Origin of the sequence: Nonomuraea gerenzanensis (genome assembly GCF_020215645.1) — a bacterium.
Lineage (GTDB): Bacteria > Actinomycetota > Actinomycetes > Streptosporangiales > Streptosporangiaceae > Nonomuraea > Nonomuraea gerenzanensis.
This window is the reverse complement of sequence record NZ_CP084058.1, coordinates 3075494-3099825: the sequence shown is the minus strand read 5'-3', so window position 1 is coordinate 3099825 and position 24332 is coordinate 3075494. Positions and strand designations below refer to the sequence as shown.

Genomic DNA, 24332 nt, shown 5'->3' with positions numbered 1-24332 from the left:
CGGAGGTTGCGCGTGAGTGCACAGCCGGCAGCGCCGTCCGCGGCGGAGCCGATGACCCACCGCCAGATCCTCGAAGCTCTCAGCGGCCTGCTGCTGGTCCTGTTCGTCGCCATGCTCAGCGGGACCATCGTGTCGGTGGCGCTGCCCCAGATCATCGGCGCGCTGGACGGCACCCAGTCGCAGTACACCTGGGTCGTCACAGCGTCGCTGCTGGCCTCGACCGCCTCGACGCCCATCTGGGGCAAGCTGGCCGACCTGTTCAACAAGAAGCTGCTGCTCCAGATCGCCATCGTGATCTTCATGGTCAGCTCGCTGGCCTGCGGGTTCGCGCAGAACACCGGCCAGCTCATCGCGTTCCGCGCGGTGCAGGGCCTGGGCATGGGCGCGCTGCAGATCCTCGCGCAGGTCGTGATCGCCGCCATGATCTCGCCGAAGGAGCGCGGCCGTTACAACGGTTACCTCGGCGCCGTCATGGCCGTGGCCACGGTCGGCGGCCCGCTGCTCGGCGGTCTCATCGCCGACACCTCCTGGCTCGGCTGGCGCTGGTGCTTCTTCATCGCCGTGCCGTTCACCATCGCCGCCTTCGCGCTGCTGGCCAAGACGCTGCACATCCCGACCGTGCGGCGGTCGAACGTGAGCATCGACTACTGGGGCGCCACCCTCATCGCCGCAGGCGTCAGCATCCTGCTCATCTGGGTCACCTTCGTCGGCAACGAGTTCGACTGGCTGTCCTGGCAGACCGCGGCCCTGGCCGGTGGCGGTGTGGTGCTGCTCGCGCTGGCCACCTGGGTCGAGTCGGCCGTCAAGGAGCCGGTCGTGCCGCTGCACGTCATCCGGCGGCGCACGCCCGCGCTGGCCATCCTGGCCAGCCTCGCGGTGGGCATGGCCATGTTCGGCGGCTCGGTCTTCCTCGGGCAGTACTTCCAGATCGGCCGCGGGTTCAGCCCCACCGAGGCGGGCCTGCTGACCATCCCCATGATGGCGGGCGTGCTGCTGTCGTCCACGATCAGCGGCCGGATGGTCTCCAACACCGGGCGGACGAAGCCGTACATCCTGGTCGGCCTGATCGTCCTGCTGGCCGGCTTCGGCGGCCTGGCGACCATCGACCACCAGACCTCGCTGGTGCTGATCTCCCTCTACATGCTCGCCGTGGGCATCGGCGTCGGCATGTCCATGCAGAACCTCGTCCTGGTCATCCAGAACACGGTCCCGCTCAGCGAGATCGGCGCGGCCAGCGGCGCGGTCACGTTCTTCCGCTCGCTCGGCGGCACCGTCGGCGTGTCGGTGCTCGGCGCGGTGCTGGCCGACCAGGTCGCGACCAGCATCGCGGAAGGGCTGGTCAAGGCCGGGATCCCGGTCGGCGGTGACGCCGCCGCGGCCGGCGGCAGCCTGAACCTCGCCGCCCTGCCCGAGCCGATCAAGGAGATCGTCAGGGCCGCGTACGGCGACGCCACCGGCCACATCTTCCTCATCTCGGCCGCCATCGCCGCCGTCGGCCTGGTCGCCGCCGCCTTCCTCAAGCCCGCCAGGCTCCGCGACAGCCTCGACCTGCCGTCGCCGGCGGCCAAGGAGGAGGCCGTCGCCGGGGCCTGATCCCCGCCGGACCAGGAAGGCCGCGTTCCCCGTATCGCCCGCGGGGGACGCGGCCTTCCTCTCGCTGTTTGTGATGCAGCGCCTTCCTCCTGCCGTGGGCGGCTCGCGGCGTTCCTCCTGCCGTGAGCGGCTCAGAGCACCGAACGCACGGCGTCCTCCGACCGGCCGATCACCGCCGACCCGTCGTCGGCCGTGATGATCGGGCGCTGGATCAGGATCGGGTTCTGCGCCAGCGCCCTGATCCACCGGTCACGCGCGGACGCGTCGCGCGGCCAGCCGTCCAGCCCCAGCTCGGCCGCCCGCGCCTCACCGGTCCGCGTGATGTCCCACGGCTCCAGCCCGAGTCTGGACAGCACCTCGCGCAGCTCGGGCTCGCTCGGCGGGTCCTCCAGGTAGCGGCGCACGGTGTACTGCGCCGACTCGGCGTCCAGGACGGAAAGCGCGGAGCGGCACTTCGAGCACGCGGGGTTGATCCAGATCTCCATGGCAGTAGACCGTATCGGCCCGTTCGCCCGTACCCCCACCCCCGCAGCTCAGGCCGGATTCGCCCGCGCTGGGAGGCTTGCCATGGAAAGGGTCGAGATCGGGTCAGCACTCTCCCCGCCGAGGCCGGGTCGTCGCCCGCGCAGGCCGCTCGCCGGACTATAACGGTCGTCGTCCGACCCGCCGCCCGCCCGCCCGGCCACGATGACGGGTGCGGCATCGATCTTCGTGGAGGGAGTCGCCATGACCCGGCGCATCATCACCGGTCTCGGCCTGGTCACCGCCCTGTGCGTGCCGGGGCAGGCGGTCGCCGAGCCCGCGGCTCCCCCGGCGCCGCGCCCGCTGAGCCTGGTGCTGGACGGCGACTCCTTCTCGCTGAGGGACGCGTTCGCGATCCTCGACGGCCGTCCCGTCTCCGCACGGCTCGCGCCTTCCGCCCGCGCCACCATGGCCAGGACCCGCGCCGGCGCGCTGGCGGCCCTGGAGGGCCAGCGCGTCTACGGCTGGAACCAGGCGCTCGGGCCGCTCAAGGACCGCCCGCTCTCGGCGGCGGAGCAGGAGCGGTTCCAGCGCAACATCCTGCGCTCCCACGCCGCGGGCGTCGGCGACCCGCTGCCGGACGACGTGGTCAGGCTGGCCCTGATCCTCAAGGCGAACCAGCTCGCCAGGGGCCGCGCCGGCGTCCGCCCCGAGGTGCCCCAGCGGCTGCTGGACCTGGTCAACGCCGGGGTCGTGCCGCGCATGCCGCAGATCGGCTCCCTGGGCACCGGCGACCTGCAGCCCCAGGCCGCGGCCGGGCTGGCGGCGATCGGCGAGGACGCGCCGGTGCGTTACCGGGGACAGGAGGGCCCGGCCTCGGAGCTGCTGCCCCGGGCCGGGCTGACCAGGGATTTCACCCTCCTCGCCGGGGAGGCGCTGCCGATCGTCAGCGGCAGCACCGTGCTCACCGCCACGCTGGCGCACGCCGTGCACCGCGCCACCGTGCTCGCCGACCAGGCGGAGGGGGCGTTCGCCCTGTTCATGGAGGCGACCAGGGCCGAGCGGAGCTCGCTGGACGCCCGTACGCATGCGGAACGCCACATCCCCGAGCAGAACGCGGTCGCCGCGCGGCTGCGCGCGATGGTCGCGGGCTCGCGCTGGATGACGGACGAGGGCCGCCGCCGCCTCAGCCCCGAGCCGCGCATCCAGGACGCGGTCTCGGTACGGGCGGCGCCGCACATCCTCGCCGGGCTGCGGCACACCCTCGCCGACGCCCGCCGGACGCTGATCAGGGAGGCCAACTCCTCCACCGTCAACCCGCTGGTCTTCAGGCGGGAGCGGGGCCGGGGGTATGAGTTCGTGATGGGCGGCAACTGGGACGGCTCCGTCATGGGCCACCTCGCCGACACCCTGAACGCGGAGATCGCCGACGTCGGCGTGCTGTCGCAGGAGCTGTCGGGACGGCTGCTGTCGCCCCGGTGGAGCTACGGCCTGCCGGCGAACCTGGCCGGCCCGCCGGTCGGCCTGAACTCCGGCCTGGTGCAGGTGCAGACGGTGGCCGCCGCGCTGGTCCCCGAGATGCAGGTCAGGGCCACCCCGGCGGGCACCCTGTCACGCCCGGTCAAGGACGGGCAGGAGGACCACAACACGATGGCCATGGCCTCGGCCCGCGACCTGCACGAGAACCTGGACCGGCTGGAGATCGTGCTGGCCGTCCAGTACCTGATGGCGGCCCAGGGCATCGACCTCATCGCCGGTGAGATGGCGGGCCTGCCGCTGGGCGCCGGCACCCGTACCATGCTGGCGGAGCTCAGGCGGCACGTCGCGGCGCTGGGCGACGACCGCTACCAGACGCCCGACCTGGAGCGCGTCATCCAACTGGTTCGCGACCGGCGGCTGGTGCCGCCGCCCGCCACCGCCACCGCCATCGTCACCGTCCCACAGCAGCGGTAAATGTCGTGATCTTGCATGCTTCGTCCCGCATGCTGCTGGACGCCGGCGGCAGGGTCACGTGGGCACGCCGTAGCCAGGGCTCCGACATGAAAGTTTCACAGCGGTAAAAACGCGGTGTTATGCCCTGACCGGCCACGACTCCTACTCCGCCACGAAGGGCCGCGGCGACTTCATTGACGACTGGAAAGCGCTTTCCTACTCTCGCTCTCGTTCACTCACATGCCACGCGTTCACATATGTGAACAGGCAGCACCTACAGACCACCCGCAGTAGGTAGGAGCACACTCATGAGCACAGCACGACGTGTCCTCACGCTCGTCACCAGCCTGGCCGCCGCGGCGGCGGGGCTCACGGCGGCGACCGCGGCGCCGGCCGCGGCCGACACCCCGCTGGTCGGCTGGGCCACGCAGGGCGGCGGCACCACCGGCGGCGGCAGCGCGGCCACCACGACCGTCTCCTCCGCCTCCGCGCTGACGAGCGCCCTGTCGTCCGGCTCCGCCGCCGTGATCAGGGTCTCCGGCACCATCTCCTGCTCCGGCATGCTCCGCGTCGCCTCGAACAAGACCGTCATCGGCAACTCGGGCGCGACCATCTCCGGATGCGGCTTCAACGTCTCTCAGGCGTCGAACGTCATCATCCGCAACCTGACCTTCAGGAACTGGGGCGACGACGGCATCAACGTCCAGTACTCCACCCGCGTCTACATCGACCACAACACCTTCAGCAACGGCGGCGACGGCGCCCTGGACATCAAGCGGTCCAGCGACTACATCACGGTGTCCTGGAACAGGTTCTTCGACCACGACAAGACCATGCTGCTGGGCCACAGCGACAGCAACGCCTCCGAGGACCGGGGGCGCCTGCGCGTGACGTACCACCACAACTGGTTCGACGGCACCAACCAGCGCCACCCGCGCGTGCGGTTCGGCAACCCGGTGCACGTGTTCAACAACTACTACGGCAGCGTCGGCAGCTACGGCGTCGCCTCCACCATGGAGGGCGGCGTGCTGGTCGAGGGCAACTACTTCGAGAACACCGACGACCCGTTCCACCTGGGTGAGGGCAGCTCCCCCGCCGGCACCCTGGTGGCCCGCAACAACCACTTCGTCAACTCGGGCAGCGGTCAGAGCGGCGGCAGTGTCCGGTCGATCCCGTACTCGTACTCGCTCGACAGCGCCTCCAGCGTCAAGTCGATCGTGACGGCGGGCGCGGGCGCGGGCCGTATCTCCCTCTAGGACGGCTGAGGCGAGCATGCGGGCGGTGAGCGTGGCCGGCCACCGCGCTCACCGCCCCTGATCGCCCGCCCGGGAGGGCGGATCGGGCCGGGGTTCCGTACGGTGGTGGGCATGTCCTCCACCAAGACCGGGCGCGCGGGCTCCGTCAGGGCCGCGCGGCGAGTGACCCGCGGCGGGGCGGAGCGGGCCCGCGACACCCGTGAGGCGATCCTCGACGCCGCCGAGCGGCTCTTCGCCGAGCAGGGGGTGGGCGAGGTGTCCAACCGGCAGATCGGCCAGGCGGCCGGGCAGGCGAACAACTTCGCCGTCGGCTACCACTTCGGCACCAAGGCCGACCTGGTGCGGGCGATCGTGCGCCGCCACACCGCCGTGACGGAGGAGCGCCGCCTGCGGATGCTGGCGGAGATCGGCGAGCCGGACGACCCGCGCGCCTGGATCGCCTGCCTGGTACGCCCCGCGACCGGCCAGCTCGACGCGCTGGGCGTGCCGAGCTGGCGGGCCAGGTGCCTGGCGCAGTTCGACACGGTGCCGGCCCTGCGGCAGATCGTGGTCGACGAGTCGGTGGCGGCGCCGTCGATGGGGCGCACGCTGGAGGGCATGTTCCGGCTGCTGCCCGACCTGCCGGAGGAGGTGCACAGGGAGCGGGCGGACATGAGCCGCCTGCTGGTGGTGCACACGCTGGCCGAACGCGAGCGGGCGCTGCACGAAGGCGGGCCCGCGGCGCGCACGGGCTGGGAGGCCACCGCCGTCGGCCTCATCGACGCGCTGGCCGGGCTCTGGCTGGCACCCGTCACCGTCAGGGCACTTCCTGGGTGAACCCTGTCAAGCCTGAGCTGCGGAAATGTCGATTTCCCAGTGAGGACACAGCTTTCTCCCAGGTAGAGCGCCTACATTGAGCCCCTCGTGGATCCCGGGCCGATCTTCAGGGGGTAGCGCGGCATGTCCGTCAGGGGGACGACGCGGCGGGTGCGCGGCAACGACTACCGGGTGCTGCGACCGCCGGAGCACTTCACGCCGGAGCTGCGGGTCAGCGTGATCGTCCCGGCCTACGGGGCGCAGGACAAGCTGGACCTGGTGCTGCAGGGGCTGGCGCGGCAGACGTACCCGGCGGGGCTGACCGAGATCATCGTGGTGGACAACGGCAGCTCGCCGCCGCTGCGGCTGCCCGAGGGCACGGCCGCCAGGCTGGTGGTCTGCGAGCGGCCGGGACGGGCCGCCGCCCGCAACGCCGGGCTGGCGCTGGCCACGGGGGACGTCATCCACTGGCTGGACTCCGACGTGGTGCTCACGCCCGGCGCGATCGAGGCGCACATGCGCTGGCACCACGCCGCGCCCTACCTGTCCGTCACCGGATACCTCCGCTTCACCACCGCCCCGCTGCCCGCCGTCCTGCCGGACGACCTGGAGGCCGCGTTCGAGCCGGCCGAGCCGCACGCCTGGCTGGTCGGCCTGGTGGAGCGGACGGACGGGCTGACGAACAACCCGGTGCGGCCGTTCAGCCTGCACGTCGGCGGCGCCACCTCCGTCAGCGCCCGCCTCGTCGAGGCCGCCGGGCCCATGGACGACGACCTGATCCTCGGCCAGGACACCGAGATGGGCTACCGGCTCCACCAGGCGGGGGCGGTGTTCGTGCCCGAGCCGCTGGCCCGCGCCTACCATCTCGGGCCCACCATGCGCATGCGCGCCCAGGAGCGCATCGACCGGGTCAGCCACGCCTTCGTGGCCGACCGCATCCCCGCCTACCAGTGGCTGCGCACGCATCCGGCCCGGCGCTGGAAGGTGCCGAACGTGACCGCCGTCCTGGACGGCACCGCCGGGTACGAGGCCGTCCGCGCCACCGTGGACGCGCTGCTCGCCTCGACCGTGGCGGACCTGTCCGTGGTGCTGGTCGGCCCCTGGGACACCCTGGACCGCGACCGCCGCGCCCCGCTCGACGACCCGCACCTCGACCTGGTGCTGGTGCACGGCCACTACGAGCACGAGAGCCGGGTGCTGCTGGCGACGGCGGAGCAGGTGGACCCGTCCGTGCCGTTCGTGCTGCGCCTGCCGGCGGGCTGGGTGCCCGGCGAGGACAGTGTGGCCAGGCTGCTGGCCCTGGCCCGCGCCGAGGGCCTCGGCCTGGTGCGGGTGCTGCTGGCGGAGACGCCCGGCGAGGTGGTGACGGCGCGGCTGGAACGGGTCTCGGCGCTGGCCCGCGCCCGGATCGTGGCCCGCCCCGGCGAGCCGCTCGACGACGCCGTGGAGGACGTGTCGGGGGTCCGGTGGGTCGTCGGGGAGGAGTACGGGTTCGCGTCGGAACCGGGTGAGATCCTCGGGCGGCGGGCCGCGTACCGGGCCAGGAAGCAGGCCGAGGCGGAGGCGGCGCGGCTCGAGAGGGAGGCCGAGCGGCTGCGCGCCCAGGTCGCCAAGTGGCGGGAGGAGGCGGCCCGCTGGCGCAGGAGCACCGTGGAGCTGCGGCGCGAGGTCGGCACGCTGCGCCGCGACCTGCACGCGGCCAGGCGCGGCCAGGACGGCGTGCGCGCGGTCCTGGCCCGCCGGATGAAGCGGGTCCTGACCAAGCGGACGCGCGGCTGAGGATCCAGGCGGGCGCGCGGCCGAAGATCCAGGCGGGCGCGCGGCCGAAGATCCAGGCGGGCGCGCGGCCGAGGAACGGCGGGAGGCGGCTGACAAACCTCACTTCCCGGGAAGGAGGCAGCGGGCGGGCATCGGAGGATGCTGCGCCCATGGATGCCGAACGAGAACGACTAGGGCAGTCGGCCGCTCCGGACGCGCCATGGCGACGGTGGGGGCCGTACCTGAGCGAGCGGCAATGGGGCACGGTCCGCGAGGACTACAGCGTGAACGGCGACGCGTGGAACTACTTCCCGCACGACCACGCCCGTTCACGCGCCTACCGATGGGGTGAGGACGGGCTCGGTGGCGTCAGCGACGACAAGCAGCGGCTCTGCCTGTCGATGGCGCTGTGGAACGGCAGGGACCCGATCCTCAAGGAGCGCCCGTTCGGGCTCACGAACGGCGAGGGCAACCACGGCGAGGACGTCAAGGAGTACTACTTCTACCTCGACAGCACGCCCACCCACTCCTACCTGCGCTACCTCTACAAGTACCCGCAGGCGCCCTTCCCCTACGACACGCTGGTCACCACGAGCGCGGCCAGGGACGCGCACGCCTTCGAGTTCGAGCTGCTCGAAACCGGCGTCTTCGACGAGGGCCGCTATTTCGACGTGTTCGCCGAGTACGCCAAGGCGTCGCCTGACGACCTGCTCATGCTGATCACCGTCGCCAACCGGGGCCCGGAGGCGGCCACGCTGCACGTGCTGCCGACGCTGTGGTTCCGCAACACCTGGTCGTGGGGCACCGGCTCGGCCAAGCCGGCGCTGCGGGCCGCGGAGCCGGGGGTGATCCAGGCCGACCATCCGGAGCTGGGAACGTACCGGCTGTACTGCGAGGCGGACGCGCCGCTGCTGTTCACCGAGAACGAGACGAACCACGAGCGCCTGTTCGGCGGCAGGAACGCCGGCCCGTACGTCAAGGACGGCATCGACCGCCACGTCGTGCACGGCGACAGCGGCGCGGTGAACCCGCAGCGCACGGGCACCAAGGCCGCCGTGCACCACACGCTCACCGTCCCGGCGGGCGGCGAGGTGACGGTGCGGGTCCGGCTGGCCGCGGGCGACGTGGGCCCCGACCCGCTCGGGCCGGGCTTCGAGGAGGTGCTGCGGCGGCGGCGGGCCGAGTCCGACGCCTTCTACGCCGCGCTCACCCCGCCGGACACCGGCCAGGACGAGGCGATGGTGCTCAGGCAGGCGCTGTCGGGCCTGCTGTGGAGCAAGCAGTACTACTACTTCGACGTCGAGACCTGGCTGGCCGAGCACGGCGCCGACCCGTGGACGCGCACCGGGCAGCGCAACCACGCCTGGTTCGACATGACGGCCGACGACGTGCTGGTCATGCCGGACAAGTGGGAGTATCCCTGGTTCGCCGCCTGGGACCTGGCCTTCCACGCCGTCGCGCTCTCCGTGGTGGACCTCGACCTGGCCAAGCACCAGATCGAGGTGCTGCTGGGCGAGCGGTACCTGCACGCCGGCGGCCAGGTGCCCGCCTACGAGTGGAACTTCGGCGACGTCAACCCGCCCGTGCAGGCGTGGGCGGCCCGGTTCGTCAACAGCCTGGACAGGAGGCTCGACGGCCACAGCGACCTGGACTTCATCGAGCGGGTCTTCCAGAAGCTGCTGGTCAACTTCACCTGGTGGGTCAACCGCAAGGACCCCGAGGGGCGCAACGTGTTCCAGGGCGGCTTCCTCGGCCTGGACAACATCGGCGTCTTCGACCGCAGCGCCTCGCTGCCCACCGGCGGCTCACTGGACCAGGCCGACGGCACGGCGTGGATGGCGTTCTACACGCAGACGATGTTGCAGATGGCCGCCGAGCTGTCGGACCGGGCGCCCGCGTACGAGGATCTCGCCGTGCGCTTCGCCCAGGCCTTCCTGCGCATCTCCGCCTCCACCGACCGGGTCGGCGACCTGAAGGAGGAGATGTGGGACGAGGCCGACGGCTTCTTCTACGACGTGCTGCGGCTGCCGAACGGTGAGGCCATGCGCCTCAAGGTGCGCTCCCTGGTGGGGCTGCTGCCGCTGTGCGCCACGACCGTCTTCACGCCGCGCGCCGACGAGTCGGAGGCACGGCTGTACAACCGGGTCAGGGCGTTCGCGAGCCGGCATCCCGATCTGGCCGGGGGCATGTCCGCGGCCGAGCGGCCCGGCGTGGCGGGGCGGCGGATGTTGTCGCTGCTGGACGAGCGCAAGCTGCGGCGCCTGCTGGCCCGCATGCTCGACGAGGACGAGTTCCTCGGCCCGTACGGCATCCGCTCGCTGTCGCGGCACCACGCCGAGCACCCGTACACGTTCACCGTGGAGGGCCGCGAGTACAAGGTGGCCTACCTGCCCGCCGAGTCCGACAGCCGGATGTTCGGCGGCAACTCCAACTGGCGCGGCCCGGTGTGGTTCCCCACCAACGTGCTGCTGATCCGGGCGCTGCTGCACCTGTACGCGTTCTACGGCGACGACTTCACCGTGGAGTGCCCGACGGGCTCAGGCAACCGGATGACGCTGTTCGAGGTGAGCAAGGAGATCTCGGACCGGCTCGTCCGCACGTTCCTGCGCGGTCAGGACGGGCGGCGGCCGGTGTACGGCGGGCAGCGCGTCTTCCAGGAAGACCCGCACTGGCGGGACCTGATCCAGTTCCACGAGTACTTCCACGGCGACGACGGGGCCGGGCTGGGTGCGGCGCACCAGACGGGGTGGACGGCGCTGGTGGCGGTGCTCATGATCGTGTACGGCCGCCTTTCCGCGACCGACTTCTAGCGCGGTCGTTTTCCTCCGCCCCGGCCGAAAACCGGGGCGGAGGCAGTTAATGACCGATAAATGGGCATAAATCCGTCTTTACTGAACTCTTGACTCACCAGCCCCACAGCCGTGACCTTCCCCATAGAATCCCTGTATGCGGGGTAGACGGCGACGATTAGCGACATACACAATTCGACAAAGTGCATGACCAAAACCAGGGCTGAAACTTCTCGGGGCTTCTCTCCGTTCTGCGGATAAGAAAACGGCGACTGCGAGGAAATGTGCTCGTCACTTCATCCCTCAGATTTCTGTTCGCGCTGACCGTGACCACTGCCGTGGCCCTCCTCCCGTCGGCAGCGCAGGCCGCTCCGCCCTCCGACGTCAAGCCCGTCCGCGTCGTCATCCTGGTCGACGAGTCGGGCAGCCTGAAGGACCAGGACGTCAAGCGGGAGCGGGCCGCCGCCCAGCTCATCGCGCTCAGCGAGCTCTCACCGCAGTCACAGGTGGCCGTGGTGGGGTTCGGCAGCTCCAACGGGCCCGGCCAGTCGGCCGTGGACATCGTGTGCCCGCTGACCGGGGTGCAGACCGCGCAGGATCGCGAGTCGCTGAGCCGGTGCGTGGAGAAGCTGCGGCTGCGTACCTCCGAGGAGGGCAACGACACCGATCACGCCGCCGCCCTGGAGCAGGCGCTCGACATCATGGGCAGGCCCGACGACCAGCAGCGCTCGAAGATCGTGTTCCTGCTCACCGACGGCGTCCTCGACGTGCGCAACAGCCCGCAGTATGGCGCCGACGAGCAGGCCCGCAACGCCAACGCCCAGGCGCAGATCACCCGCAGCCTGGACGACGCCAGGCAGGGTCAGGTGCAGATCTGGCCGCTGGGCTTCGGCGCCGCCGACAAGTCGGCGCTGGACGCGTTCGCGGCGGGCGGCTGGGTCCAGCCCTGCGGCGAGCAGAAGACGGCCACGCCGACCGCCCGCGTCGTCGCCACCTCGGCCGACGTGGAACGCTCGCTGCTGGAGGCCTTCGCCTACGCCCGGTGCGCGGGCATCGAGGAGTCGGTGACCGACTCGCTCGACGCGGGCGCCACCATCGATCTGAAGGTCAACATCCCGATCATCGCCACCGACGGCTCGATCGTGGTGGTCAAGCGTGACAAGCGCATCCAGGTCAGCTACTTCGACCCCGAGGGCACGCAGGTGCCCAAGCAGGGCGAGCTGAAGGAGTCCACCTTCCAGGCGGCCGGCGAGGCGGGCCCGGTGGAGTCGCTGCGCATCCGCAACCCGCTGCCCGGCGAGTGGATCATCCGGCTCACCTCGCCGCCGAACGTCAGCCGTCAGGACGTCAGCGCCACCGTCGTCTGGCAGGGCGCGCTGCGTGCCTCGATCTCGCTCAGCAACCCGCGCCCACGCCCCGGCGAGCAGGTCAACGTGCGGCTGCGGCTGCAGACCAGGACGGGCACGATCACCGACCCGGCCGCGCTGGAGGACCTGCGCTTCAGCGCCAGGATGTCCGGCGACGGCTTCCCGGAGGCCCCCGTCGAGCTGGGCGACACGGGTGAGGGGGCCGACCGGGCCCAGGGCGACGGCGAGTACACCGGCCAGGTGGTCATCCCGGCCACGGCCACCGGCGCGCTGACCTTCCTCGGCAAGGTGACGGGGCCCGGCGTGGCCGGCGACGAGCGGCCGTACTCCACCAGCATCGCCGGGCCTGCCGACCGGCTGCGGGCCCAGGTCCAGCTGGAGCCGGCCACCGTCGAGCCGGGCGGCACGCTGGCCGGCGCCGTCCGGATCACCAACGAGGCCGAGCCCGTCCAGCTCGGCCTGCGGCTCGTGGACGTGCCCGGCACCGTGAGCCTGTCGGCCCAGCAGGTCCAGGCGCCCACGGGCAGCTCCGAGCAGGGCTTCGAGCTGCGCGTCGGCGCCGACGCGGGCGAGGGCGAGGTGAGCGGCGTGGTCCAGGTGCTCGACCCGGCCGGGCAGGTCGTGGCCGAGGAGTTCGTGGACGTGGCCGTGCAGCCGCCGACGCCGCTGTGGCAGCGGGCGCTGCAGGCCCTGCTGATCATCCTCGTGGTCCTCGCGGTGGCGCTGCCGTTCCTGCTGGCCAGGCGGCGGGCGCGGCGGCGGGCGGCCGATCCGAGCGAGCTGACCCTGCACCTGTTCGACCGGCCGGGCGAGCCGTACATCAGCCGGCTCCAGGCGCCGCTGGGCGAGGGGCCTGAGTTCACCTTCGAGGTCAGCGACGGCCGCCTTGTCCGTACGTACGGGACCGGCTACTCCGTACGCCGGGGCCAGGGCCGCACCGTGCTGGTCCGCGACCCGTCCGGGCAGGAGCTCGACCCGCTCTTCCCCGGGCAGCCGATCGCCCTGCCGAACGGCATGTGGCTCGGCGTGGACGACGGCCGGTCCAGGGGCGCGGGCGCCGAGCAGCCCGCCTACGGCGCGGCCGAGCCGTACCAGAGCAGGACGACCCACCGACCGATGCCAGGCGACGACCTGTTGTGAGGGATGCATGAGGATCTTCGATCCGATGATGTTCGTGGGGCTCGGCGGCACCGGCTGCCGGGTCGGGGTGGAGCTGGAGCGCTGGCTGCGCGACGAGCTGTGCGGTCCTGACGGCATGGACCTGATCAGGAACTTCAGGTGGCAGAACTACCTGCCCTACGAGCTGCCCTCCTGCCTGCAGTTCGTCTACGTGGACCTCAACGAGGACGAGCTGAACCGCACCCGGCGCCGCGTGGTGCCGACCGAGCGGGAGCTGCCGGCGGCGGGCCGTACCGCGCACCTGATCCACGACGTGGTGCCCAAGTTCGACTCCTACCCGGAGGTGGCGCGCAGCCTGCGGGCCACGCTGGGCGACCACGTCAAGGACTGGCTGCCGCCGCGCGAGCAGGAGCCGCTGGTCGCGCCGCTGATGCGGGGCGCGGGGCAGCTCCCGACGGTGGCCAGGGCGGCGCTGTTCGAGCGCATGCGGCACGGCCCCGGCCCCGTCGTGCAGGGCCTCGAGGACGCCATCGGCGCGATCAGCAACTCCGGCAGCGAGCTGGCCGCGCTGGGCGGGCGGCTGCGGCGCACCTGCGACGTGTTCGTGGCCTTCTCCGTGGCGGGCGGCACCGGCAGCGGCATCTTCTACGACTACCTGCACCTGATCGGCGACGCCTTCGCCCGCAACCACATCAGGGCGCGCATCCACCCGCTGGTGGTCATGCCGTCGGCGTTCGTGGAGGGCAAGGGCGGCGGGCGGCGGGCCAGGCTCAACGCCGGAGCCAGCCTGCTCGACCTGTTCCGGCTGGTCGACGACCAGAACGCGCCGCACGCGGGCACGCAGGTGGACGAGCAGGGCATCGTCGGCGAGCTGGGCGTGCGCTACCCGGGCAGGGGCGAGGTCCGCCTGGCCACCGGCACCGTGCAGACCGCGTTCCTGTTCACCATGCCGCCCGGCGTCGAGCGCGAGGACCTGCACCGCTCGATCGCCTCGCTGGTCGTCTCCCTGGCCGGCACCCGGCCGAGCACCGCGGGGGAGGCCGTCGGCGGCATGGAGGACCGCGGCGAGTCCTCCTTCGCCGACGACTTCATCAACCGGGCCGTGGAGCGCGAGGTGCCCGCCGCCTCCGGCATCGGCAACCGGGGCGTGTCCACGGCGTTCGTCTCCTCGATGACCGTGCCGGTGGAGGAGCTGGCCGACCTGGTCAGCTCGCGGCTGCTGGCCCGCGCGGTGACGCAGCTCTCCGCCGCGCCGCCGGGCGCGGCGGAGAGCAACGTGGACGAGATCCGCCGCATGTTCCTCACCACCAACCTGGAGCAGCTCAACACCCGCGAGCCGCTGCCGCTGCCCGAGGCCCGCGCCGCGACCGGCGCGGCGGAGATCCAGAAGTCGCTGGCCAACCGGATGCGCGCGATGGAGGACAACCTGGCCTCGCTGGAACGGCAGCTCAGCCGCGTCGTGCCGGCCATGGCCAAGGACATGGACGTGCGGCGCGGCGCGATGGAGGGGCTCGGCCACGTCGATCCGTTCCGGCTGCGGCGGGTCGTGATGGGCCTGCCCGGCGACGTGCACGAGGCCGACAAGCTGGGCTTCGCCGGGCTGCTCGACCAGCGCAGGGCGCAGCCGCGCAAGCCGTACGAGACCATGACGGAGGCGCCGCCGCAGCCGCGGCCGATGCGCGACCGGCTGTTCCGCAAGGTGCAGTGGAGCGACCCGGAGGTGCAGGCGTCGCTGCACGACCAGGACACCTGGTACCTGTGGCGCAGCCAGGGGCTCTGGCACCGGGCGTGGGCGGACCAGATGCCGCGCTGGGAGCCGCTGCGCAAGCAGCTCATCCGCGAGGTGCGCGACTTCACCGAGGTGTTCGCCGAGCACGCCGACGCCGACCCCGAGCGGTTCGCGCGCCGGGCGGGCGAGCTGTACGAGACCCGTGTCGGCGTCTACCACCTGCTGCCGCCGACGGGCGCCGAGGCGTTCTACGACGCGGTGGTGCGCCGCTTCGTGGACGTGTTCGTGGCCCGGCAGCTCCTGCGGCCGACCGACGGCGAGGCCGGCGTGGTCGACGCGCTGATCGGGCCGGGGGGCTGGCAGCACGCCTACGACCTGGCCTGGCGCACGGGCAAGCCGGTCGACGCGCTGGCCTGGGTGCGCGAGCGGCTCAAGCTGGAGGTCAAGAAGCTGTTCAAGGACCGCGACGAGGCCGCCGTGCTGGGCGAGCAGCCGCTGCTGCCCTCGCTGGCCGACATCCTCGCCCAGGCCGCGACGGGCGGCGGCGACGACCCGCACGTGCGGCAGTTCCAGCTCAAGCTGGCCGACCTGGTGCCGGGCGGCTTCACGCCCGACGGCACGGGCGACCTGAAGGTGCTCGTCTCCTACCCGGCGCCGGCCAAGGAGACGGAGCTGGAGCGGTTCCTCAAGGAGCGGATCGACCTGCCGGGGGTGCCCGACTTCCGCAACATCGACGCCGACTCGGTGACGGTCGTGCAGGTGCGTACCTCGATGAGCGTCACCCAGGTCCGCGAGCTGCGCGAGGTGCTGCACAGCTGGGCCGACGCCCTGCAGCACGAGCGGCCGCAGGACCACCTGAAGTGGCGCCAGCGGCTCGGCTACGACTTCGGCTACCTGGCCACCACCGAGGAGCACCGGGTCCGCATCCTGCACCGGCTGCTCTGCCTGCTCTGGAACGGGCAGGTCAGCGTGGTCGAGGGCGAGCCCGGCTCGCCGTCGCGGATCAGGATCGACGTCGAGGGCGGCTCGATGACGCTGCCGCTGACCGGCTACGGCAGGGCGTCCTCGTGGCCGAGCATCCTGCGGGCCTACGAGCAGTGGGTGATCGCCGGCGACGAGGAGTTCCGCAGCCTGGTGAGCGAGCAGCTGATGAACGCCCTGCCGCGCGGGCTGTCGGGCACGCCGGGCACGCCCGACCCGCTCTACCACCAGGTCACCGGCATGGCCGCCGACCAGCTCGGCCTGCTGGAGATCATGATGCCGAAGCTGCCGTCGGGCGCGCGCAACCGGGCTGACCAGCTCGTCGCGTTCTGGTCCGCCACCCTGCCCGCCGCGCTGGACATGCCGTTCGAACGGGTCGCCGAGGCCGTCGCCTACAACCTGCGCGACCTGGACGCGCTCACCGGGGAGTGAGCATGGTCGTGGTGCTCGACCTCCGCAAGGAGGAGGTGACCAGGCTCGGCCAGCGGGTGCTGGTGGTGACCGACACCGAGCGGCTGGCCGCCGGGCAGCAGGTGCTGCAGGGCGTGCTCAGCTCGCGCCTGGTCAGGTCGGTGCTCGTGGTGGCGCTGGGGCCCGAGCCGCGCCTGCCCCCGGCGCTCACCGGCGAGAGCCGCAGGGTGCTGTGGGTGGGCGACCCCTGCGGCATCCTGTGGAACGCCGACACCGGGGAGGCGGCGCACGGGCCGGAGGTCAGCTCCGAGGCCATCCTCATCGACCTGCTGTCCCAGCCGGAGGTCTTCGACCAGGTGGTCGGCGAGCTGGGGGAGATCCCGTACGGCACCGCCTCGCCCGGCTGGCGCATCGTGGCGGGCCGCATCGACCCGGAGGTGCTGGCGCAGGCCTTCACCGACGTGGCCGACCGGTTCGCCGGGCCGATCCAGCACGACACCGCGGTCTTCGCCTCGCCGCTGGCCACCGCGCTGCCCGTGCTCAGCGGCACCGCGGACCTGCCCGCCGACCTGCTCGACGCGCTGGTCCCCGACGGGCGGATGGAGCGGCTCTACCGGCAGGCCCGCGACCGGCTCGCCCGCGCGGGCCGCGCCCTGGACGACCTCGGCTACCTCAGCACCGTCCTGGCCAGGGCGGCCGTGGTGGACGAGGTGATCGCCGCGGGCCGGGCGCTGGCCGAGTTCCGCGACGCCGTCGAGCGGCTGTTCGCCGAGGTGGACCACAGCGACGAGGACGCCGCCGACACGCTGGCCGCCAACGGCGTCAGGTCCGCCGCCCCGGCGGGCATGGGGCACGCGGAGATCGCCGCCGAGCTGCGTGCCGACGTGTCGGCCGCCCTGGCGGAGCGCAAGAGCCTGATGCGGCTGGTCTCGCGGCTGCGCACGCTGGCCGACCAGAGCGCGCCCATCGGCAGCGCCGCCTTCGTCCCCGGCTGCCGCCGCCGGTGCCCCGACGGGCTGCTCAACGACCTGCACGCGCCCGCCGAGTTCCCCCGTGGCCTGCTGAACCGCTTCGTCTTCTGGCGGCGCTCGCGGGCCAGGTGGCGCGACCAGCTCGCGCTCGGCGACGCCAGAGTCGCCCTCGACGAGCTGCGCTCGCTGCTCGAACAGGTCGCCGCCAGCGAGTGGGCGCTGGGCGAGGCCCGCATGCACACCTCCGACGCGGCCCGCACGGTCGCGGCGGCGCTGTCCGAAATCTGCACGCAGGTGTCGGCCACGCTGTCCGACTGGAGCAGGGCCGAGGCCGGGCAGGCCGCCGCCAGCCCCGCCCTGGACGAGGAGGTCACCGTGCGGCTGCGCGACCGCGGCGGCCAACTGCGCGAGGTCATCACCGGCGACCTGCTCGACGCGGTGACGGTGTGGCTGGACGCCGCCTGGCCGGCCCTGGAGCACGGCGACTACCGCGACGTGCAGGCGGGCCTGGAGCGGCGGGTGGACGAGACGCTCCGGCAGTACCGCTACCACCTGGCGCACCGGGGCGTGCAGGAGAAGCCCGAGTTCGGCACCACCGACGCGGGCCGCCAGGACCTGGTGGACGCCGTGTGGCGGCAGTCGCAGCAGGTCGTGCGGGCCCTGCAGGCCCCGCCCGGCGGGCAGATGCTGCAGCTGTGCGGCGACCGTGACCTGTCGCTGCTGCTGCGGCAGGCGTACGCGGTGCGCTTCGCGCCCAGGGCCGTACGGGGCCAGGGCAACCCGCCCGGAGTCGTGTGGACCCGGTCGGGCCAGTACGCCGGCACCCTTCGCCTGGTGCCGCTGCGTCCCGGGACGGTGGAGGAGAACTGGAGTGGTGATGGAGCCTGAACCGCTGGACTTCAACTCCCCCGAAGGCGATCCGGTGAGCTGGGAGGTGGAGGCCGAGCCCTGGCAGGACCCGTTCGAGCGCCGGGTCACCCACCTGGCCTCCGGCACCAAGCTCGTGCAGCGGCGGGTGCCGCGCGCGGAGGGCCGCGACCGCGAGTACCTCTACGACCTGCTGGAGAACGAGGCCCGCATGGGCGCCAGGCTGCTCTCCCGGCTGCGCCGCGCCTACCCGCCCGAGCTGCCCCGCCTGATCGGCTACAGCCTCGACGAGGAGGAGCCGTTCGTCCTGCACTATGACTACCGGGGCGAGCCGGTCAGCCGCTACTTCGGCGCGCTGCTGATCAGCGAGCAGCGCACGCTGCAGGCGAGCCTCTTCCGCGCCGTGCGCATCCTGTCGGCCTGCGACATCGTGCACCGGCGCATCGAGCCCGCCACCGTGCGCTGGGACGGCGCCACCGTGCAGCTCACCGACCTCAGCCACGCCACGCTGGCCGGCTCGCGCCGGCTGCGGATGGGCGAGGCCCCCTACGCCTGCCCCGCCCAGCGCACGGGCGAGGGCCTCGCCGCCCCGGCCGACGACCTGTGGAGCGCGGGCATGGTGATCTACCGGACGGTCACCGGCCGCGAGATCGTCGACGTGCCCGACCTGACGGCCACCCCGGCCCTGCAACCGCTCAAGGACGTCTTCTCCGGCTCGCCACCGACGGCGCAGGAGGTGCTGGCCCGGCTGCGCATGCCCGACCCGATGCAGTCCGTCGCCGTCGAGCGCGACCTCGGGCTGGAGGAGGGCCGCGCCGCCTTCGACCGGGCGCGCGAGGCCAGGCGCGAGGCCGTCCCCGTCCCTGAGCATCCCACCAGGGCCGAGCCCGTTTTCGAGCAGGAGAGCAGGCCGATGCCCCGGTGGGCGCGCTGGCTGCCGCTGGCCGTCCTGCTCGCCCTGCTCGTCGTCCTCTGGGTGGTGACCCGGTGATCCTCTGCCCCATCTGCCTGCACGAGTTCGCCTGGAGCGAGGACGAGCTCTACGAGCGCACCCCCGCCGGCCAGTACCAGCCGCTGTCGCTGGAGCATGTGAGCGGGCCGCGCCGGGAGGACCTGCTGCGGGCCGCGCACGTCCGCTGCCCGGCTCCTCTGTCGGACCCCGGCCTGGAGCACCACCTGCCCTACACCTACGTACGGCACGGCCGTCCCCTGGTGATCGGCCTGGTCGGCGGGCCGGAGACGGGCAAGACGCACCTGCTGGCCGCCATGATCGGCGCCATCGAGCAGGGCGGGCTGCGGCCGTACGGGCTGACCACCGACGCGGTCGACATCGAGCGGCACGCCGAGTACGTCAACTCCTACGTGCGCCCGCTGCTGGTCGAGCGGGTCGCGCTCAACCGCACCACCCACCGGGCCACCGCCGAGCCGGTGGACGCGCTGCTCGTCAACGACGGCCGGCACACCACCGCGGTGGCCTTCTTCGACATCGCCGGCGAGCTGCTGCGCAGCGCCACCCACGAGGCCACCAGGTTCGTGCCGGCCCTCGGCGGGCTGCTGTTCGTGATCGACGCCGCCACCAAGTCGGCCAGGATGGGCGACGAGTCGTTCCGCGCCGTGCTGGACCGGCTGCCCAAGACCGGCGGGCGGCTGGACATCCCGGCGGCCATCGCGGTCACCAAGAGCGACGCGGTCCGCTTCCAGGCGCCGGTCGACACGTGGCTGTACGCCGAGCCCGACGGCCTGGACCCGGCGTCGGTCCTGCGGGAGAGCCGCGACGTCTACGCCTACCTGCACCGGCGCGGCGCCCAGGCGTGGCTGAGCCCCTACGACAAGTGCCGCAGGTGCACCCTGCACTTCGTCTCGGCGACGGGCGCCGCCGCCACCGAGGGGCGCTACCGGCGGGGCGTCCGGCCGCGCCGCGTCCTCGAACCGCTGATCTCGCTCTTCGCCATGACCGGCGTCCTGCGCGGCTATCCGGAGGTGGGGATCTGATGGGACGTTACGCCAGCGTCGATTGGATCCAGTTCGAGTGGGACGAGCAGCGGACCGGCCTCGGTCCCGTGCGCACCTCCCTGGAGCAGACCGCGAGCTGGTACCACCAGCTCGGCCCCTGGCTCGACCCCGGGCCTGAGCCGGGCGTCAGCCTCTGCCGGCTGCTCGTGGACGGCCGCGTGGTGGTGCTCGCCCGCACGCGGACCGGCGGCGCCGACAGCCGGCGCACCATCCGCGTCCAGGCGTACCTGGGCGGCTCCACCTCCCTGCCGATGGCCATGCCGAACGTGCGCCAGACCCTCGCCCTGGCCGCCGGCTGGGGCGCGCGGCTGCCCGCCGAGGACGTGCCGCTCGACCTGGGCAAACTGATCAGCTCGTACGAGGGCGCGCGCGCCGCGCTCGACCGGGAGTCCCGGGCGGTGGCGGCGGCGCTCGCGCCGATCGTGTCCGAGTACCTGCGCCGGCCGGGGGCGCCGCTCTCGGTGGCGTCGGGCGGGAATGCGATCGTGCAGTTGTGGGGGCTGGTGGATGTGCTGGATGTGGCGCTGGGGCAGCATCCGGAGACGTTCTCGACGTACGAGAGCGATGACTTCAACCTCGGGGCCGAGATCGTCTTCCTGCGCAAGTGGCCGGGGGTGTCGTCGCAGAGCTCCAACCGGACGCGGGTCGATCCGCGGTCGCCTGGGCAGGAGGATCGGTGCTCGGAGATCGCTGCGATGCTGGTGGACGCCTATGCGCGGGATCAGCTCGTGGGGTTGGTCAAGCGGTTGCGGATCAGTGATCAGACGCCGATGGAGGAGCGGTTGCGGCGGCTCGGGTCCGTCGCGCGGGGGGCGGCCGGGGGGCGGGGGGGTTCCGGGGAGAGCGGGGACGAGCTGGTCTGGTCGCCGCAGCCGCCCGCCCGCTCCCACCCGGCCGCCGCTCCTGGCGAATCGCCGTACGGTGGTGCGCCGGTCTCGCAGGAGGCGACGCCTGGGCACGCGACGCAGCCCTCGCAGGCCGGGTCCGCCCAGGCGGGATACGCGCAGGCGGGGTTCGCCCAGGCAGGCGCCCAGGCAGGCACGGAGGCAGCGTCCGCCCAGGCGGCGTCCGCCCAGGCAGCCGCGCAGGCGGGGCAGACCACCGAGCTGCAACGGCCGCAGGCGGCGGGCCGGGCCGTGCAGGCGCAGGGCGCGCCCCAGGCGCGGGCGGCCAGTCAGGGGCCGGGGCGCATGCCAGGCGGGCGCGCGCCGCAGGGCGAGGCGGGCTGGAGCGCCGGGCCGCTCACGCAGGAGGGGCGCGGCCAGGAGGGCCCGCCATCCCCCGCGCCGGGACCACGTGCCGCAGCGGCACCGGAGCAGCACCCCGGCACCACGCCAGGCGACCCCGGGCCGGGCCCGGAGGCGCACTCCCCCGGGCTCGGGCCGGGCCCGGAGGCGCACTCCCCCGGCGCGCCGGCCGGTGCGCTCGTCGAGCGGCAGTACGCGGAGCAGGACGCGTTCGAGATGCTCTGCACCGACCTCGACCAGGCCACCACCCCCCGGGACCTCAGCGCGATCCTCCAGGAGATGCGCGCCCTGGCGGCCAGACGGCAACCGGCCGAGGTCCGCTCGCACCTCCCGCGCCTGATCCCCGTCCTGGAGCGGCAGCTCCCCGACGGCCAGGTCAACCCGTTCCTGCGCGCCCTCCTCGACCCCGACGCCACCACCCAGCCCCGCAGGTCGAAGTGGCTGGACCCGCAGTGGCTGGTGATCGTCGCGCTGCTCACCGTCCTGGTGATCCTCGTGTTCGTGACCCTGTTCCTGCTGGTCTAGGGGATCAGCCCGAGCCGGCGCCCCGCGGCGGCGAAGGCGGCGGCGATGCGGTCGAGTTGCGCGTCGGTGTGCAGGGCGGTGGTGCTGACACGGATCAGCGCCTGCCCGTCGGGCACGCTGGGCGGCACCATGGCGGTGGCGAACACCCCCTCCTCGAACAGCTCCCGCCACAACCGGCAGCACAGCACCACGTCCCCCACGTGCACGGGAATGATCGTGGTCTGCGACGCGCCCGTCCCGAACCCCAGCGACGCCAGCTCGTCCCTGAGCCGGACGGCGGCGGCCAGCGCCCGGTGGCGGCGCTCCGGCTCGGTCTCGATGATGTCCAGGGCGGCCAGCGCCGCCGCCGTGCTGGCCGGTGACAGCGCCGCGGAGAACACCATCGACCGGGCGTGATGCCGCAGGTAGACGATGATCTGCTCGGGCCCCGCCACGGCGCCGCCGGTCGTGCCGAAGCACTTGGAGAAGGCCATCGTGTGCAGGTCCACGGCCGGTTCGAGCCCGTGGTGCTCGGCGGCGCCGCGGCCGGCCTGGCCGAGCAGGCCGATGTCGTGGGCGCCGTCCAGGACCAGGCGGGCGCCGTGGCCGCGGGCCAGGCCGGCGATGCCCGGCAGGTCGCAGAGCGTACCGGTGGTGGAGAACATGCCCTCGGTGACGATCAGCCCGGCGGCGGCGGGATCGCACTGCGCCAGCAGCCGCGCCAGGTGCTCCAGGTCGTTGTGCCGGTAGCGGCGCAGGCGGGCGCGGGACAGGCGGACGCTGTCGATGAGCGAGGCGTGGATGAGCTGGTCGGCCAGCACGGTGTCGCGCGGCCCGGCGAGGGCGCTGAGCGTGAGGTTGGCCAGGAAGCCCGTCGGCGTCACCATGGCGGCCTCCTGGCCGAGGAACGCCGCGAGCCGGTGCTCCAGCGTCTCGTGCAACGCGAGCGACCCGTTGACCAGGCGCGACCCGGAGGTGCCTGTGCCGAGCGCCCGGACGGCCCGGCAGGCCGCGTCCTTGAGCCGCGGGTCCGCCGACAGGCCGAGGTAGTCGTTGGACCCGGCCGACACCAGCACCCGCCCGCCGACGAGCACCTCGCCGGTGGCCAGCCGCTCCTCGACCGGGCGGTAGTACGGGTAGGCGCCCAGCTCGGTCACAGGCTGGAAGTCGTCATGGAGGCGGCATCTGTCGAACGCGTCGAGCATCGGCGTGTCACTGCCTTTCTCGATAACGGGACATGTGCTGCCAAAGTCTGCCGTGGCGGGTGGGACGCGGACGGTGCTTCGTGTCATCGGGGAAGCCACGGGTAGCTGTCCCGCCATGTCTGAGCTGCTGACCGGAGATCTGTACGCGTTCGAGAGCCTGCTCGCCGAGGAGGAGCGCGCGACGTTGCTGCGCGTGCGGGAGTTCCTCGCGCGGAAGGTGGTGCCCATCGCCAACGAGTGCTGGGTGCGCGCGGAGTTCCCCGTCGATCTGGTGAAGGAGTACGCCGAGCTGGGCATCGCGGGCCTGGCCTACCCGGAGTGCCCGGGGCCGAAGCCGAGCGGGCTGCTGAGCGGCTTCCTGGCGCTGGAGATGGCCCGCGCGGACCCGTCGATGGCGACGTTCTTCGGCGTGCACACCGGCCTGGCCATGGGCAGCATCGCCGCCTGCGGCTCGGTGGAGCAGCGGCAGCGGTGGCTGCCCGGGATGAGCAGGATGGAGCAGATCGGGGCGTTCGCGCTCACCGAGCCGACCGGCGGCTCGGACGTGTCGGGCGGGATGCGGACCACGGCCAGACGCGAGGGCGACACGTGGGTGCTGGACGGAGCCAAGCGCTGGATCGGCAACGGCACGTTCGCCGACCTGGTCGTCGTCTGGGCCAGGGACGTGGCGGACGGGCACGTCAAGGGGTTCGTGGTGGAGAAGGGCACGCCCGGCTTCACCGCGACGCGGATCGAGAACAAGATGGCGCTGCGCACCGTGCAGAACGCCGACATCACGCTGTCCGGCTGCCGGGTCCCCGAGGACAACCGGCTGCGGAACGCCGACTCCTTCCGCGACACCGCCAGGATCCTGCGCAGGACCCGCAGCGGCGTGGCCTGGCAGGCGGTCGGCATCATGCTCGCCGCGTACGAGATCGCGCTGCGCTACGCCAAGGAGCGCGAGCAGTTCGGCCGGCCCATCGCCGAGTTCCAGCTCGTGCAGGACCTGCTGGTCAGGATGCTCGGCAACGCCACCGCCTGCCTGGGCATGGTGGTGCGGCTGGCGCAGCTTCAGGACGACGACGTCTTCCGGGACGAGCACTCGGCGCTGGCCAAGGCGTACTGCACGAGCCGGATGCGGGAGGTCGTCGGCTGGGCCCGCGAGCTGCTCGCGGGGAACGGGATCATCCTGGAGTACGACATCGCCAGGTTCGTCGCCGACGCCGAGGCGATCTACTCCTATGAGGGCACCCGGGAGATCAACACGTTGATCGTCGGCCGCGCGGTGACCGGAATGAGCGCCTTTGTCTGACTACCTATAGTGAACTCGGGGTGATCACGGTCACGAACCGTG

The 24332-nt window shown here is 72.7% G+C and carries 15 protein-coding genes; 13 read left to right on the top strand and 2 right to left on the bottom strand.

What is annotated here, in order from left to right; genetic code table 11:
• Window positions 1-51 precede the first annotated feature (51 nt).
• Complete coding sequence (locus LCN96_RS14735) at window positions 52-1593, top strand: MDR family MFS transporter (RefSeq protein ID WP_225275982.1); 1542 nt, start codon at window positions 52-54, stop codon at window positions 1591-1593.
• A 131-nt stretch (window positions 1594-1724) separates the two neighbouring features.
• On the opposite strand, the gene LCN96_RS14730 is transcribed toward LCN96_RS14735, so the two are convergent.
• Entirely contained in the window at window positions 1725-2078 is a 354-nt protein-coding gene (locus LCN96_RS14730) for an arsenate reductase family protein (protein WP_225273183.1), read from the bottom strand.
• A 241-nt stretch (window positions 2079-2319) separates the two neighbouring features.
• Here LCN96_RS14730 and LCN96_RS14725 point away from each other — a divergent pair, with 241 nt between their 5' ends.
• From LCN96_RS14725 to LCN96_RS14675, 11 genes are all read left to right on the top strand, one after another.
• The gene (locus LCN96_RS14725; RefSeq protein WP_225273182.1) at window positions 2320-4008 is read left to right on the top strand and encodes an HAL/PAL/TAL family ammonia-lyase; all 1689 of its coding nucleotides are present in this window, start codon (window positions 2320-2322) and stop codon (window positions 4006-4008) included.
• Between the two features lie 287 nt (window positions 4009-4295).
• Window positions 4296-5243 (top strand): pectate lyase family protein, encoded by a 948-nt coding sequence (locus LCN96_RS14720; protein ID WP_225273181.1) that lies wholly within the window; start codon window positions 4296-4298, stop codon window positions 5241-5243.
• Between the two features lie 111 nt (window positions 5244-5354).
• Window positions 5355-6059, top strand: coding sequence for a TetR/AcrR family transcriptional regulator (locus tag LCN96_RS14715; protein WP_225273180.1), 705 nt, complete (start codon window positions 5355-5357; stop codon window positions 6057-6059).
• A 123-nt stretch (window positions 6060-6182) separates the two neighbouring features.
• Window positions 6183-7817 (top strand): glycosyltransferase family 2 protein, encoded by a 1635-nt coding sequence (locus LCN96_RS14710; RefSeq protein WP_225273179.1) that lies wholly within the window; start codon window positions 6183-6185, stop codon window positions 7815-7817.
• Between the two features lie 149 nt (window positions 7818-7966).
• Window positions 7967-10606, top strand: coding sequence for an MGH1-like glycoside hydrolase domain-containing protein (locus LCN96_RS14705; RefSeq protein WP_225273178.1), 2640 nt, complete (start codon window positions 7967-7969; stop codon window positions 10604-10606).
• A 305-nt stretch (window positions 10607-10911) separates the two neighbouring features.
• A complete protein-coding gene (locus LCN96_RS14700) occupies window positions 10912-13092 on the top strand; it encodes a vWA domain-containing protein (RefSeq protein WP_225273177.1) in 2181 nt (726 codons plus the stop codon).
• A 7-nt stretch (window positions 13093-13099) separates the two neighbouring features.
• Entirely contained in the window at window positions 13100-16213 is a 3114-nt protein-coding gene (locus tag LCN96_RS14695) for a tubulin-like doman-containing protein (protein ID WP_225273176.1), read from the top strand.
• A gap of 2 nt (window positions 16214-16215) precedes the next feature.
• A complete protein-coding gene (locus LCN96_RS14690; RefSeq protein WP_225273175.1) occupies window positions 16216-18051 on the top strand; it encodes a hypothetical protein in 1836 nt (611 codons plus the stop codon).
• On the top strand, window positions 18041-19021 hold the full coding sequence (locus LCN96_RS14685) for a protein kinase family protein (RefSeq protein ID WP_225273174.1): 981 nt from the start codon (window positions 18041-18043) through the stop codon (window positions 19019-19021). Before LCN96_RS14690 ends, LCN96_RS14685 begins: the two co-directional genes overlap by 11 nt.
• On the top strand, window positions 19018-20022 hold the full coding sequence (locus LCN96_RS14680; protein ID WP_225273173.1) for a hypothetical protein: 1005 nt from the start codon (window positions 19018-19020) through the stop codon (window positions 20020-20022). Before LCN96_RS14685 ends, LCN96_RS14680 begins: the two co-directional genes overlap by 4 nt.
• A complete protein-coding gene (locus LCN96_RS14675; RefSeq protein ID WP_225273172.1) occupies window positions 20022-21815 on the top strand; it encodes a hypothetical protein in 1794 nt (597 codons plus the stop codon). Before LCN96_RS14680 ends, LCN96_RS14675 begins: the two co-directional genes overlap by 1 nt.
• Here LCN96_RS14675 and LCN96_RS14670 read toward each other — a convergent pair.
• The gene (locus LCN96_RS14670; protein WP_225273171.1) at window positions 21812-22999 is read right to left on the bottom strand and encodes an aminotransferase class I/II-fold pyridoxal phosphate-dependent enzyme; all 1188 of its coding nucleotides are present in this window, start codon (window positions 22997-22999) and stop codon (window positions 21812-21814) included. The two genes, LCN96_RS14675 and LCN96_RS14670, sit on opposite strands and share 4 nt — an antisense overlap.
• A 115-nt stretch (window positions 23000-23114) precedes the next feature.
• On the opposite strand from LCN96_RS14670, the gene LCN96_RS14665 reads away from it, so the two are divergent.
• Complete coding sequence (locus LCN96_RS14665; RefSeq protein WP_225273170.1) at window positions 23115-24290, top strand: acyl-CoA dehydrogenase family protein; 1176 nt, start codon at window positions 23115-23117, stop codon at window positions 24288-24290.
• Window positions 24291-24332: the final 42 nt, after the last annotated feature.

Bases quoted from the DNA above. Each gene is read 5' to 3' on its own strand.
- LCN96_RS14690 (WP_225273175.1), top strand. From the start codon at position 16,216: ATGGTCGTGGTGCTCGACCTCCGCAAGGAGGAGGTGACCAGGCTCGGC.
- LCN96_RS14715 (WP_225273180.1), top strand. From the start codon at position 5,355: ATGTCCTCCACCAAGACCGGGCGCGCGGGCTCCGTCAGGGCCGCGCGG.
- LCN96_RS14695 (WP_225273176.1), top strand. From the start codon at position 13,100: ATGAGGATCTTCGATCCGATGATGTTCGTGGGGCTCGGCGGCACCGGC.
- LCN96_RS14725 (WP_225273182.1), top strand. From the start codon at position 2,320: ATGACCCGGCGCATCATCACCGGTCTCGGCCTGGTCACCGCCCTGTGC.
- LCN96_RS14670 (WP_225273171.1), bottom strand. From the start codon at position 22,999: ATGCTCGACGCGTTCGACAGATGCCGCCTCCATGACGACTTCCAGCCT.
- LCN96_RS14705 (WP_225273178.1), top strand. From the start codon at position 7,967: ATGGATGCCGAACGAGAACGACTAGGGCAGTCGGCCGCTCCGGACGCG.
- LCN96_RS14685 (WP_225273174.1), top strand. From the start codon at position 18,041: ATGGAGCCTGAACCGCTGGACTTCAACTCCCCCGAAGGCGATCCGGTG.
- LCN96_RS14730 (WP_225273183.1), bottom strand. From the start codon at position 2,078: ATGGAGATCTGGATCAACCCCGCGTGCTCGAAGTGCCGCTCCGCGCTT.
- LCN96_RS14665 (WP_225273170.1), top strand. From the start codon at position 23,115: ATGTCTGAGCTGCTGACCGGAGATCTGTACGCGTTCGAGAGCCTGCTC.
- LCN96_RS14720 (WP_225273181.1), top strand. From the start codon at position 4,296: ATGAGCACAGCACGACGTGTCCTCACGCTCGTCACCAGCCTGGCCGCC.
- LCN96_RS14675 (WP_225273172.1), top strand. From the start codon at position 20,022: ATGGGACGTTACGCCAGCGTCGATTGGATCCAGTTCGAGTGGGACGAG.
- LCN96_RS14710 (WP_225273179.1), top strand. From the start codon at position 6,183: ATGTCCGTCAGGGGGACGACGCGGCGGGTGCGCGGCAACGACTACCGG.
- LCN96_RS14735 (WP_225275982.1), top strand. From the start codon at position 52: ATGACCCACCGCCAGATCCTCGAAGCTCTCAGCGGCCTGCTGCTGGTC.